Here is a 13,474-nt window from a genome sequence, read left to right on the forward strand (position 1 = left end):
TATAAAGCGCCTCTTTATTTTACTATTTTTAAAAAGAACGATGATGAACAATTGTGGTATAATCTCAGTATTAAAAAGTAAAAGGATGTTTTTTAATGAAAATAGGCATTGTGGGGAATTACGGCAATGATAATAATGGTGATGAATCAATATTATACGGCATTCTTCAACAAGTAAAACAAACATTTTCGGTAACTAGTGATGACATTACCGTTTTTAGTAATAACACACAACAAACATCCGAGCGTTATGGGGTACATAGCTATCCATTGTATTACAGAAAGAGTAACTTATTCAAAACGTTTATCCATACTTATAAAAATAATAAACCATATGTAGCAAATTTTGACCTCCTCATCATTGGTGGAGGTGGTATTTTAATGGATTTCTATAAACGTGAGGCTCACCTGTATGGAGCGTATGCAATGATGGCCAAACAAAGTAACATTCCCTACATTATTTACGGATGTGGTGCTGGACCACTCGATACATTTTCTGGAAAAATTAGCATTCGTGCTATGTGTCGTTATGCAGCAAGTATTTCTGTACGGGATCCTCAGTCTAAAAAGCTATTACAAAGCATTGGGGTAAAAAAGCCAATAGAAGTTATTGGTGATCCTGCCTTTACATTAAAGGGAGATCGCCATAATTACGCTGAAAAGCCAGTTAAAATAGGGGTATCTGCGGTTCCTTACTATAATGCAAATTATTGGCCAGAAGGAAATATTGAAAAATATGATGCATATGTGACAAGCATGGCAAAAAATTTAGATCATGTAATTTCTGAGCACAATATCCAAATTACTTTTTTTGCCACGAAGTTCCCACAGGACGTTACTGTAACCAAGGATATTCAGAAGAAAATGCAGCAACGTGAACATACAGTAATTATTGAGGAAAATTTGGTGCCAGAGCGATTACTTGAAGTAACAGAGGAGCAGGATATTATTATCGGTACGCGTTTGCATTCCCTTATTTTGGCAACGAATTCAGAAACGCCGATTATTGCAATATCCTACCATACAAAAGTACAAGATTTTATGTCCTTTGTGGGCGCATCAGATCGTTGCTTACAAATGCAGGATTTAAAGGATGATGAGAAGGCACTATCCACATTAGTTGGCAAATTAAGTAGCGATTGGAAGCAGTCAATTGCAGAGACGAAACAAATTGCTACACAAATTCATAAAGAGGCCATGCATGGTCAGGAATTAATGAAAAAGGCAGTGACACGTCTATGAAAAAAATACTCGTCATTAGTAATATGTATCCAACATCTGATCATTTATCATTCGGTATTTTTGTGAAAAACCAAGTCACAGCACTTGAAAAGGCAGGACTAGATGTAGAAATATCTGTGAATACTAACCCAGCAACAGGCAAGAAAAACACTATTATGAAATATGCAAAATGGGGTTTTTCAACATTGATGAAGGGCTTCAAATATAGAAAATCCATTGATGTCACACATGCACATTATGTGTTTCCCTCTGGTATGCTTTCTTTACTATTGAAGAAAATGTTTGGTATACCATTTATTGTGACTGCACATGGTGGCGATATAGAACGTATGGCTAAAAAGAATGCAAGAATTCGCAATTGGACAGCCAGTATTTTGCGGGAAAGTGAGCACGTTATCGCAGTGGGACCTGTCCTGGCACAACAAATAGAACAAGATTTTGGCATTGAACAGGATAAAATTTCAGTTGTTAGCATGGGGGTCAATAGAGAAGTATTCACCAAAGAAAGCCAAACTGCTATACGTACAGAATTACAATTAGCTGCTGAGCCCTTCCGATTTTTATTTGTTGGAAATGTGATTAAGCAAAAAGGTGTGGAGGAGCTATTACAGGCTTTCCAAATGCTTAAAACAAAGGTATCACGTCCTGTAGAGTTAACGATTGTAGGCTCTAGAAGAGACCAGACATTTTACCAATCCCTGCAACCATTAATTAGTGAAGACGTCAAATTTGTAGATCCACTAAAACAACAAGAACTAGTGAAGTGGTTCCAAGCAAGTGATGTCTTTGTATTACCATCCCATTTAGAAGGGTTTGGATTAGTGGCATTAGAGGCATTAGCAACAGATACACCTGTTATTGCATCAAATGTAGGTGGCCTTGTCTCTTTGCTTGGGGAAGGCGCAGGGCATTTAGTGGAGCCCGAAAACGCTATGGTTTTATCTGAGGAGATGCTGCGTGCCGTGAACACGCCAAAAGAACAATATATGAATCGTGAAGCAGTCGATAAAGTATTAGCCATTCACGATGAAAAAAATATAACAGCTCGCTGTATAGCAATTTATAAGTCGGCCATTGAAGGTGGGGATGGCTTATGAATAAATTTATAAAAATAGTTGGGGCAGTTGCGATTATTAATGTCGTAGCTCGTGTTTTTGGATTTTTACGTGAGATGATTATCGGATACCAATATGGTAGTGGTCATATTTCTGATAGTATATTTACTGCGTATATGATTCCAAACTTTCTATATTTAGTGGTTGGAGGAGCATTTACAACTGTTTTTATTTCCATTTATAACCGAGAAACAACAGATAAAGGACTATTCATAAAGCAGTCGTTTACAATTGTTGTAGTAACAGCAACAATCATGACACTGATAGGGATGGCCTTTGCTAGTCCAATATTAGAAAGTTTTAATTCAGATAAAATTGTGAGCGAGGAAGATTTAACTTTAACGAAAAATCTTTATTTATGGATGATGCCATCATCTATATTTCTTGTTTTATCTTCTTGGTACAGTGGTTTACTGAATGTAAATCAAAAATTTCATTTATCGAGCTTTGCCATTTTAATTTACAATGCGATTTTCTTGGTGATCGCGGTTGTATTATCAACATCAGAATCTGTCGGTCCAATGGGTTATGGTATTAGTGCATTGGCAAGCGCAATACTGATGGTGTATTTCTTAATTATCGGTTATCGTAAATTAGACTCGTTTAAAGTAGGGCTTTCCTTTAAACATAATGTATCAACAAAAGAGTTATGGATAATGGTTGTCCCTATTATGCTTGGCGGTGCAACTATTCAACTTTACGCATTATTGCAGCGCTATGTAGCAGGATTATTGTCATTAGAAGGAGCAGTATCATCTGTTAACTTTGCTTCTAAGTTGATGCAATTTCCACAAGCTATTTTAATTACAGCTGTAACGACAGTTATTTTTCCAATTTTAAGTCAAAAGGAAGCTGAAAATGACCATGCTTCTATTAAAAGCTTGTATTCAAAGGGATTACATTACTTGTTATTGTTACTTGTTCCAGTGACTATATACTCTTATTTTTATGCGGAGAATCTCATTCAAGTTGTTTTCCAATACAACAACTTTGATGCGAAAGCAACAGCTGAAACAGCTCCAGTCCTTGCCGTCTTCGTACTTTCGATGTATTTCCTTGCTGCAAACGCATATATTACACGTTTTTATTTTGCAAAAGGCGACTCAATGGCACCAGTTGTGTTTAGTTTACTAAATGTATTTGCCGTAAATATTGCTGTGATTTTTTTACTTGTAGATTCTACTGGAGTAGTGTCCATCGCATGGGGGACATTAATAAGTTCTATTGTGAATTTCATCATGCTTATTGTATATGCAAGTATTAAATATGATCTAAAAATGGGTATATTCAGTAAAGAACTTCAATTTTTTAGATCAGTACCTCCTATGATAATTATTACTATTGCCATGTTTTTATCAAGCAAGTATTTAGTATTTGATTATAGATGGTTAACGTTCATAGTTGGTCTTGTCATTTTTAGTGCAGTGTTTGTAGGCACTTATTTGTTATTTGGAGTAAAGGAAGTCAAAGAATTTAGTGACAAGCTAAAAAGAAAATTTTTAAAATAATAAAGTAGTGGGTATCCAAGAATTCATTCAAGGATACCCATTTTTGTTTCGTACTTCATTATAAACCTTATCCTCTATACTTATTAGTAAGTGTTCTGAAAAATTGTCATATTCATAATATTTTATAGTAAAAAAATAGGGTCTGTATTATAATTAATTTTATTCAGAGTCATTAATGTTTTGTGAATATGCAAGGAATTTAGCATTAGTTTGCATTTAAAGTAAAGCTCAGAGAATATATCTACACAAACAAAGATAAGGTGGAAAGCATGGCGAGAGGTAGAAAGATTAATTCGAATGGTGAACGGAGTAAACAGTTATTGCTTGAAAAAGCGATGGACCTATTTTCTATGAAAGGTTATTATGAGACAAAAATAAGTGATATTGTAAAGGCAGCGAATGTTACACAGCCTACTTTTTATTTATATTTTGAAAGTAAGGACTCTCTCTATAACAATCTGAATGAAAAATTTCTTTATGAATTTAATCAAATTATGAATAAATCATCAGAACAAGTTGAAAAGGGATTCACAGGCTTTATAAGAGCATTAGAGCAAAAAATAACACTGATCTTTATCTACATAATCGAAAATCCAACATTAACGAAAATAGGCTTTTTAGAATCGACTCAGTCACATTTAGTTAAATCTCAACTTTCAGAGCATTTTCTTCATCTTATCAATCTGCATGATTGTCTTCATATATTACAATCTTATAGAGTTGACAGTTTAATAATGGTAGATAGTTTTGTGGGGTCCTTAGACCGTTTAATAGTAACTCATTTGTTTGAACAAAAAAAGCAGCCAGCCGATTTAGCAAAAGATGTGATTCATTTATATTTTTTGAGAGATTATTCTGGAAACACATAGAAAAAATCCCCTCATCTATAAAGATGAGCGGGATTTTTTAATTTTTCACTGAAATATGCAAATAAATACCTTTTTGAAGCTTATTGCCTGTTTGTTGTTGAACAGATGGATGTACGAGAAGCATATATTCTTGTCCGCTGTTTAGTGGTTGGGATGGCGTCACAAGTAATGAATGGCCATCAACTTTTGTAGTGATTGGTACCTCATTACCACCTAAAGCAACAAGTTGTACACTGCCATCAACGATTTTAGATGTGAGTGCTTGTGAAAATTTCACTGTAAATGTTTTAGTATTTGATACATTTTCGAAGCTTGTAAGCTCTTTATAATCTACATATTGTTCCTTTAGTGCATCATAATGAGCCTGGAAAATAGGTGCTGTCTTCGTTGTGATGTTCGGTTTGACACCTACTTCATTAATTGTTTGTCCTAAAGGACCTGTAAATTTCCCAACAGTCAGCTTTAAATAGCTTCCATCGTGTAGTTCAAAAAAGCCCTGCATAGCTCCTTTTCCGTAAGTTGTTTCCCCATATAAAATAGCAGCTTGTTGATCTTGTAAAGTAGCGGCTAGCATCTCAGAGGCACTGGCACTATAGCGATTAACTAGAATACGGGTATTAGCAGGGAATTTTTCATTTTGGCGAACTGCTCGAATTTCATAAGAGGCATGTGCTTCCTCAAGTAAATAGGCAATTTTTGCTTTTGAGAAAAGCCCTGTAATTTCCTCAGCTGTTTCTACATAGCCCCCACCATTGTTTTGTAAATCTAAGATAAAGGAAGTCGCACCACGTTGCTTTAATTGAATAAGTGCATCTTTTACAAGTTTCGCCCCGTCCTCTGAGAAAGAAGACATGGCAATATAACCTACATCTCCGAATAATAATTCAGATTCTACATTTGGTAAGGTAAATTTTTTTCGTGTAATGGATTTAGTGGAAGTCTTACCATTTGCATTTTGCAATGTGATATCGACTTTAGTACCTTCATCGCCAATTAATAGGGATGAGGCTTCTTGCGTTGAGCGTCCTACGACAGATTGATCATTAATTTCGGTAATGACGTCGCCAGCCATGACACCAGCTTCAGAAGCACCGCTATTGTCAATTACCTGTAAAATATGAATACCATCCTCATGTTCCTCAATGATAACACCAATACCAATTGTTGCTAGGTTAATGCTATTCATAAATTCTTCAAATTCCTGTTTCGTAAAATACGTGGAATAAGGGTCTAACATATCAATCATTTCAGGAATTGTTTGTGCGTTTTGCAACTCACCTTTAATCGTACCAACATAATTTTCTTTAATAATCTCCTTGATTTCCTTTACAAGCGGTTGTTCATTGCTGGCTGCTTGCGTGTTGGTAAATGGAATGATGAAGAAGCTTAGCAAAAATACGAAAGACCACACTATTTTTTTCATAGGACACCTCTTTTCTAATATCTATAAGTATACATGAATTTCCATATAACAGCGAATAGGAAAGAGGTAGTTTAGTAGAACCTCATATGAAGAAGATTCTAGTTTTTTAGAATTTTATGAATAATCAAGCCGATAAGAGCACCAATTAATGCGGGTACAAGCCATCCGAGATTTTGCTCATAAAAAGGTAGAACTTTTAAAATTCTCTCATATAGTGATATTTTTATATCCATTTCCTTAAAACCATCATACAAACTAACAAAAAATGTTGGAATTAATGCTAGAATGTAAACAATTTGCCCATTTTTAAAGAAGTTATCAAAAAGTGATAATACCATTAACACCATTGCCAATGGATAGATAATTAATAAAACGGGCAGAGATGCACTGATAATTGTGGAAAGACCAACGTTTGTAATTGCCATACTCACAATAGTGAAAACGATTAAAAACGTTTTATATGAAATTTTCGGAAATAGCTTGTTAAAATATTGAGCATTAGCAGTAAGTAAACCTACAGCTGTCGAGATACAAGCTAGTAAAATAGTAATAGATAAAATAACATTTCCTAGTCTACCAAATAGGGCCTCTGCTGATTTTGCAATAATATTTCCGCCATTATCTAAAGCGCCAATTGCATCAATACTTGTGTTTCCAATATGGCCAAGTGAGATGTAAACAAATGATAAACCAAGAGCAGCTACAACGCCTGCAAATACTGTTGTATTAACCTGCTTTCTCCTATCATACATACCCATGCCCTGCAATGCTTGTAAGATAACGATACCGAAAACAAGCGCACTTAGTACATCCATTGTTAAATAGCCTTGTACAAAACCTTCAGCAAAAGGGGTTACTGTGTATTTTCCAACAGCATTGCCTGCTTCACCCATTGGTGAAATAAAGCTTTTAACTGCTAATAATAAAATAACAGCCAAGAGTGCTGGTGTTAGTATTTTACCTACGCGATCTACAAGCTTTGAAGGATTGATGGCTAAATACAGTATTAAAGCAAAAAATAAGACAGAGGTAATGAATAGCGGTGCCCAATGATCTGTTACTGCCTCTGGAAGAAAAGGGACAATCCCTATTTCATACGATACGGATCCTGTACGTGGAACTGCAAAAAATGGTCCAATCGCTAAATAAACAATGGACGTAAAAATAATGCCAAATGTAGGGCTTACACGGTTAGCGAGCAATTGCAAGTCACCGCCAGCTTTTGCTACAGCAACTATTGCTAGTAGTGGTAAACCAACACCTGTTATTAAAAATCCAATCATTGCTGATAGGATATGCTCACCAGCCTGTTGACCCAATAACGGTGGAAAGATTATATTTCCAGCTCCTAAGAACAAGGCAAATAGAAGTAAACCCACTGCTAAATTTTCTTTGATGAAAAGCATGATGTTTTTCATAAAATTTAAAACTCCTTTAATATTGAAAAAATTAAACTTTCTAAAAATTTTAAATACAGAAGTGTATGTTACCATATGAAGTCTAATCTTGCAATTATAATACTATTGTAATATAGTCGGAATCTGTCGTTTCCTATAGGTTTGATAGATTGTTTGAAAAATAGTCAGTATTTCCGATTTCTGAACAATTAAATATCTAGTATGATAGACACACAAGGAAATATTTTAGCATGAACGGAGGCAATTGGGTATGCAAAAATCAAAAAAGTGGAGAATCCTTGCTTTAAGCACTATCGCTACTTCATTTTTCGCATTACAAAATGCAGAAGCAGCATCATATACTGTTCAAAAAGGGGATACCCTATCTAAAATCGCCCAAAACCATCAAGTAACTATACAAGATATCAAAAAATGGAATAATCTAACGAAGGATACGATTTATGTAGCCCAAAAGCTAGAGATTACAAAGCAACCTTCGAATCAAGAGGTGAAACCATCAAATCCATCGACATCGACAGCAAAGCCAGTAACACCATCAAAGCCTATTAGTACTTCCTACACAGTTGTTAAAGGTGACACATTATCAAAGATTGCTAAGCAATATAATGTGACCTTAAAAGAGCTTAAGGATTGGAATGAATTAACAACAGATGCTATTTACATTGGACAAGTGTTAAAGGTGTCTCCTGTTGCATCCATCCCTGAGGGTGAAACAATACATAATAATGTGACTTCAAATACGGGGGCGCCTTCAAAGGTAACGACAAAGGATCCAACATTGAGTGGACAAACCATCTATACGAAAACAATTGAGTTGGCCAATCTGTTGGTGGGAACACCATATCTTTATGGCGGTAACACTCCTGAGGGGCTTGACTGTAGTGGTTTAATTTTCTATGCCTTTAATCAAAGTGGATTAAAAATTGGAAGAGATAGTAGTGAGGGGTATTTTTATGGGAATACATCACATGTTAAAACCCCAGTAGCTGGAGATTTAGTATTTTTTGAGAACACGTATAAAGAAGGAATATCTCATATGGGTATTTATCTTGGAAATAATAAATTTATCCATGCAGGAACAGATGGTGTTGAAATTTCTGATGTAACGTACTCTTATTGGTCTAGCAGATTAGTCGCATATAAACGATTTGATCTATTAAAGTAAAAAAATCCTCTTATTCTTTGATGAAAGAATAAGAGGATTTTTGCTTTTTATTGTGTTACACGTGCTGTCCAACGAGAAAGATCTGCACCTTTTGGGTTAACCAGCTGTGGCGGGAAAATGAATGTCCACGGTTTTGTAGAGTTAGGCTGAACAGTTAAAACAGGTTCCATATTAAAGGAGCCTTTAGCGATTTGTTTTCCTCTGGCATCGATTATTTCTAAAGGAAGCTGTTCAAGATTAATAGCTTTACTATGGCCATTACGAATAAAGATGGAAACATTTAAACTTCCGTTGTTAGCGAACTTAGCTTGGAGTCCAGTGAAGTTGACTTCTGTTTCACCTAACTTAGGCAATGTTTTAACAATTTTAGCAAGCTCTTCTTTTTGTGCATCTGGTAATTGTTTTTCCCATGTTGGGTCCAGCTCAAGCTGATGTTCACGTAATGAAACGAGATTAAAGGCTAATTTCCAGCCCTCTTCAGGTATTTCATCGACTTTGATTGTTGATTTTTCAAATTCAAATACCCATGGGCGAGCACTTTCAGCAGGGATTGTACCCAGTGCCTTAAAGTCGAACCTTTTCGTTGCTACTAGCTCATCATTTTTATCCATGATGAATAGCTCAATTTCACCTAGCTCAATTTCTTCAGCTAATGAAGAGCGGAAAAATGCACGTACTAACCATTTTCCAGTACGTGGGTCTGGATCAATACTAATAGAAGAGAGAGATAATTGGTTAGGCTTTAACGGCTCTAATTCATTTGCAAGGAAGTTAAAGATATATTTCTGCTCTTGCGGAACGTCCCAATCTGGATGAAATGACAATTTCGTTTCAACATCGCGATCATCGTCTGTATTTTCTACCTTGATATTTTCTAGTAAATCTTTGGAATCAATTGTATTTTCTTGCCCAAGCTTATCGGACTTTTTAAAGAATGAGAATAGACCCATTATTGTTGTGCCTCCTGTTCGGATTCAATCATTTTCATAAAGCCTGTGATTTCAATAATTATAGAACGACGTAATTCCTGGAAGTTTTTAGCGAATAGCTCTAAACCTTCACGTTGATAGATACGCATAGGATCTTCTTGCTGGTAATGACGTAGCCCAATACCTTCTTTTAGATGAGCCATTGCCTCTAAATGTTTTACCCAGCCGCTATCTAAATAGCTCAGCATTACTTGTGGAATGATTGCAATAACTCGGTCGTTTTCTGCGAATTTTTCCATTTTTGCTGTTAACTCATCTACAGGTTTTTGTAGTGAATCTAAAATTGGGATAACCTTACCAACCTCTCTATCGATAGTGATAGGTGTAAGGAATAGACTGTTTAATGCTTTTTCCATACCATCATAATCCCATTCAGTTGAAGGTAATTCCTCTGGTGAAGCATCACGTACTGCGAAATCTACTGTTTCGTAGAACATTTGCTTCAACTGCTCTAATAAATCCTCACCAGCTAAAATTTTGTCACGTAAACCGTAAATAACTGTACGCTGATCATTAATAACATCATCCAATTTTAAATTGTATTCACGCATACCGTATTGGGAACCTTCAACAATTCGCTGTGTACGGTTTATAAGCTCTTGCACATCTTTGTTTTGGATAATGCCTTTTTCATCAACAACCATTTTTGCAGAGAATTTTTCAACTTCTTCTTTTGCGTAACGTCGGAACATATCATCTTCAATAGAGAGAATGAAGCGGCTTTCACCAACATCACCTTGACGACCTGAACGACCACGAAGCTGATTATCTACACGACGGCTTTCATGCTTTTCGGTACCGATAACATACAAACCTCCAAGCTCAGGTACTTCTTCACCAAGCATAATATCTGTACCGCGTCCAGCCATATTTGTCGCTACCGTAATACGTCCTTTTTGACCTGCCTGTGAAATGAGTTCAACCTCCTGCTCAACTGTTTTTGCGTTCAGCAATTGGAATGATAAGCCTTCTTTTTTCAAGTAATCAGCAACTGTTTCAGACTGCAAAATAGATGTTGTACCAATTAAGACAGGTTGCCCTTTCTCATGGCGTTGCTTTGCTTCAGTTGCCACGCACTTATATTTCGCTTCTTGTGTGCTAAATATAATATCAGGCTGATCGACACGTTGACGTGGACGGTTTGTTGGAATTTGAATAACTTCCATGGCGTACACTTCTCGTATTTCTTTTTCCTGTGTTTTCGCCGTACCCGTCATCCCAGAAAGCTTCGGATACATGCGGAAATAGTTTTGAATCGTTATTTGTGCTTGTGCTTTGTTTTCTTCAGTAATAGTCACACCTTCTTTAGCTTCAATGGCTTGATGTAAGCCATCAGAAAGTGAGCGACCTTCTAAAATACGACCCGTGAACATATCCACAAGCTCGATTTTGTCATCCTTAACGATGTAATCAACATCTCGCTGGAACATGACATGAGCACGCACAGCTTGGATAACATAATGGTAAAGTGTTTGGTGTTCAAGATCATATAAATTATCAACATTGAAGGCAGCCTCTACCTTTTCAATGCCTTTATCTGTTAATGAAGTAGCCTTTGTTTCATCATCAAAGTCATAATCAACCTCAGCTTTGAAACGCTTAGCTAGCATAGAAGCAATGCGATGCAGTTCATCATTCGCAGCCATTTTTCCAGCAATAATCAGTGGTGTTTTTGCCTCATCAATTAGTACACTATCTACTTCATCGATAATGGCAAAGTGATAAGGACGTTGAACTTTCTCTGCTAAGCTATGAGCCATGTTGTCACGTAAGTAGTCAAAGCCGAATTCAGTCCCGACTCCATAAGTGATATCTGCATTATATGCTTCTTTTTTTGCATCTGGCTCCATCATTGGAACATTTAAACCAACTGATAAGCCAAGGTATCGATGAATTTGGCCAACTAGTTCATAGTCGCGCTTCGCCAAATAATCATTCACAGTGATGACATGAACACCTTTTCCTTCTAATGCACGTACATAGGAAGGAAGGGAGGCGACAAGCGTCTTACCTTCACCTGTAGGCATTTCTGCAATATTGCCTTCCGTTAAAACAAGGCCACCAATAAGTTGTACATCGAAATGACGCATACCTAATACACGTTTTGAGGCTTCGCGTACAACAGCAAATGCGTCTGGGATGATTGATGTAATCGGTTCACCTTGTTCTAAACGATTCTTGAACTCAAAAGTCATTTCTTTTAATTCTGCATCTGACTTGTTGACATATTTTTCTTCAAGACTATTAATTTGATCTACTATTTTATAGTAGCGTTTTAATTGACGAGCACTAGTTTGCTCTTCGTTACGTTTAAAAATTGAGAACATGAAATTTACGCTCCTTTTAGGTTGTCTAAATGCTAGACACTTCATTATTCTATCAAATTTTACGAATGGTGACTACATTTGACATACAGCAATCTGCCATACTAAAAGTAAGGAATAACTTTTGTGAATTGGTGGAAAATAAATAGAAAAAGTATATTTCGTTGCCGGTTCGTGCTATAATCAATTTGGATTCCAATGTAGATTATTTTTTGAGGAGGAGAGACATGATTTACGTGTCTTTAATAGCAGCATTTGTTGCTTCCATATTGTTAACTCCACTAGTTAAACGATTAGCGTTCAGAATAGGTGCGGTTGATGCACCAAACTATCGAAAAGTCCATGCACGAATTATGCCAAGACTTGGCGGATTGGCAATTTTCCTTGCTTTTTTAATAGGTGTTGCCATATTATATCCTTATTTAACTTCAATAGGTGTACTACCATGGTATGTTAGTAAATATAGTTTATTGGCAATCATAATTGGTGCCTGTATTATCGTAGCAACAGGTGTTATAGATGATATGCGTGAGATTTCTGCAAAGGCCAAAATGCTAGGTCAGCTTGTAGCAGCACTTATCATTATTTTTGTGGGTGGTATTCAAATTGACACAATTAACTTACCATTCGTCGGAGAATTAGATTTTGGATTACTAAGTATTCCTTTAACAATTTTGTGGATTGTCGGCATTACAAATGCTATTAATTTAATAGATGGCTTAGACGGTCTAGCTGCAGGTGTTTCAACGATTGCCCTTATAACATTAGCAATCATGGCCTTTATTATGAGCAATATGTTTGTTTTGGTTCTTGCGGCTTTATTAGCAGTAGCATCATTAGGCTTTTTATTTTATAATTTCCACCCTGCCAAAATCTTTATGGGAGACACAGGAGCGCTGTTCCTTGGATTTATGATTTCTGTCCTTGCATTACTTGGATTTAAGAATGTCGCATTCGTGGCTTTAATTATTCCAGTAATCATTTTGGGAGTACCAATTTCTGATACATTCTTTGCAATTGTCCGTCGAGTACGGATGAAGAAGAAATGGTCTGATCCAGATAAATCGCACTTACATCACCGTTTACTGGATATGGGCTTCACACACCGCCAAACAGTGCTTATTATTTATGGTATTGCAATGATGTTTGGTTTGGCAGCCATTATTTTCTCCATGGCAAAAGTATGGGGCGCTATTTTACTAGTCGCTGTAATCTTAACGGCCATTGAAATCTTTGTCGAAGTCATTGGACTAGCAGGTAAAAACTATAAACCATTACTGAACTTTGTTCGGATATTTAATAAATAAAATAGTTAAGCAATCATACATTTTTATGTATGGTTGTTTTTTTGTATCTTTTGAAAACCCCTTGCTATGCGAGGGGTTCTAAAGAGCTTCTAGCTATGGACAAGAAAAAACCCCC

Annotated in this window: 10 protein-coding genes; 6 read left to right on the forward strand and 4 right to left on the reverse strand. The window is 36.1% G+C overall.

The window, feature by feature from the left end; all coding sequences use genetic code 11:
* The first annotated feature begins 95 nt into the window (after window positions 1–95).
* The 4 genes from AC1RNS_RS24800 (at window position 96) to AC1RNS_RS24815 (ending at window position 4,733) form a co-directional block, all read left to right on the forward strand.
* A complete protein-coding gene (locus tag AC1RNS_RS24800; RefSeq protein WP_492996504.1) occupies window positions 96–1,241 on the forward strand; it encodes a polysaccharide pyruvyl transferase family protein in 1,146 nt (381 codons plus the stop codon).
* Window positions 1,238–2,338, forward strand: coding sequence for a glycosyltransferase (locus AC1RNS_RS24805; RefSeq protein ID WP_492996505.1), 1,101 nt, complete (start codon window positions 1,238–1,240; stop codon window positions 2,336–2,338). The genes AC1RNS_RS24800 and AC1RNS_RS24805 overlap by 4 nt, the downstream gene beginning before the upstream one ends.
* Window positions 2,335–3,864, forward strand: coding sequence for a murein biosynthesis integral membrane protein MurJ (gene murJ / locus AC1RNS_RS24810; RefSeq protein ID WP_492996506.1), 1,530 nt, complete (start codon window positions 2,335–2,337; stop codon window positions 3,862–3,864). The genes AC1RNS_RS24805 and murJ overlap by 4 nt, the downstream gene beginning before the upstream one ends.
* A gap of 269 nt (window positions 3,865–4,133) precedes the next feature.
* Window positions 4,134–4,733 (forward strand): TetR/AcrR family transcriptional regulator, encoded by a 600-nt coding sequence (locus AC1RNS_RS24815; protein WP_492996507.1) that lies wholly within the window; start codon window positions 4,134–4,136, stop codon window positions 4,731–4,733.
* A gap of 37 nt (window positions 4,734–4,770) precedes the next feature.
* On the opposite strand, the gene AC1RNS_RS24820 is transcribed toward AC1RNS_RS24815, so the two are convergent.
* Window positions 4,771–6,156 (reverse strand): S41 family peptidase, encoded by a 1,386-nt coding sequence (locus AC1RNS_RS24820; RefSeq protein WP_492996508.1) that lies wholly within the window; start codon window positions 6,154–6,156, stop codon window positions 4,771–4,773.
* A 98-nt stretch (window positions 6,157–6,254) separates the two neighbouring features.
* Window positions 6,255–7,574, reverse strand: a complete 1,320-nt coding sequence (gene brnQ / locus AC1RNS_RS24825; RefSeq protein ID WP_492996509.1) for a branched-chain amino acid transport system II carrier protein — start codon at window positions 7,572–7,574, stop codon at window positions 6,255–6,257.
* Window positions 7,575–7,824: 250 nt separating this feature from the next.
* On the opposite strand from brnQ, the gene AC1RNS_RS24830 reads away from it, so the two are divergent.
* Complete coding sequence (locus AC1RNS_RS24830) at window positions 7,825–8,739, forward strand: C40 family peptidase (RefSeq protein WP_492996510.1); 915 nt, start codon at window positions 7,825–7,827, stop codon at window positions 8,737–8,739.
* A 47-nt stretch (window positions 8,740–8,786) separates the two neighbouring features.
* Here AC1RNS_RS24830 and AC1RNS_RS24835 read toward each other — a convergent pair whose 3' ends face one another.
* Together AC1RNS_RS24835 and secA2 are read right to left on the reverse strand one after the other, a co-directional pair.
* On the reverse strand, window positions 8,787–9,689 hold the full coding sequence (locus AC1RNS_RS24835; protein WP_492996511.1) for an accessory Sec system S-layer assembly protein: 903 nt from the start codon (window positions 9,687–9,689) through the stop codon (window positions 8,787–8,789).
* The gene (gene secA2 / locus AC1RNS_RS24840; protein WP_492996512.1) at window positions 9,689–12,055 is read right to left on the reverse strand and encodes an accessory Sec system translocase SecA2; all 2,367 of its coding nucleotides are present in this window, start codon (window positions 12,053–12,055) and stop codon (window positions 9,689–9,691) included. The genes AC1RNS_RS24835 and secA2 overlap by 1 nt, the downstream gene beginning before the upstream one ends.
* A 224-nt stretch (window positions 12,056–12,279) precedes the next feature.
* Between secA2 and AC1RNS_RS24845 the strand changes: the two genes are divergently transcribed.
* Window positions 12,280–13,359 carry a glycosyltransferase family 4 protein gene (locus tag AC1RNS_RS24845; RefSeq protein ID WP_492996513.1) on the forward strand — a complete coding sequence of 360 codons (1,080 nt, stop codon included), beginning with the start codon at window positions 12,280–12,282 and terminating at the stop codon, window positions 13,357–13,359.
* Window positions 13,360–13,474 lie beyond the last annotated feature (115 nt).

The organism is Lysinibacillus sp. GW821-FHT14F06, assembly GCF_058803665.1.

What these genes read in the sequence shown, in the direction of transcription:
- AC1RNS_RS24820 (WP_492996508.1), bottom strand. Translation starts at nt 6,156, where the DNA reads ATGAAAAAAATAGTGTGGTCTTTCGTATTTTTGCTAAGCTTCTTCATC.
- AC1RNS_RS24835 (WP_492996511.1), bottom strand. Translation starts at nt 9,689, where the DNA reads ATGGGTCTATTCTCATTCTTTAAAAAGTCCGATAAGCTTGGGCAAGAA.
- murJ (WP_492996506.1), top strand. Translation starts at nt 2,335, where the DNA reads ATGAATAAATTTATAAAAATAGTTGGGGCAGTTGCGATTATTAATGTC.
- AC1RNS_RS24805 (WP_492996505.1), top strand. Translation starts at nt 1,238, where the DNA reads ATGAAAAAAATACTCGTCATTAGTAATATGTATCCAACATCTGATCAT.
- AC1RNS_RS24830 (WP_492996510.1), top strand. Translation starts at nt 7,825, where the DNA reads ATGCAAAAATCAAAAAAGTGGAGAATCCTTGCTTTAAGCACTATCGCT.
- brnQ (WP_492996509.1), bottom strand. Translation starts at nt 7,574, where the DNA reads ATGAAAAACATCATGCTTTTCATCAAAGAAAATTTAGCAGTGGGTTTA.
- secA2 (WP_492996512.1), bottom strand. Translation starts at nt 12,055, where the DNA reads ATGTTCTCAATTTTTAAACGTAACGAAGAGCAAACTAGTGCTCGTCAA.
- AC1RNS_RS24815 (WP_492996507.1), top strand. Translation starts at nt 4,134, where the DNA reads ATGGCGAGAGGTAGAAAGATTAATTCGAATGGTGAACGGAGTAAACAG.
- AC1RNS_RS24800 (WP_492996504.1), top strand. Translation starts at nt 96, where the DNA reads ATGAAAATAGGCATTGTGGGGAATTACGGCAATGATAATAATGGTGAT.
- AC1RNS_RS24845 (WP_492996513.1), top strand. Translation starts at nt 12,280, where the DNA reads ATGATTTACGTGTCTTTAATAGCAGCATTTGTTGCTTCCATATTGTTA.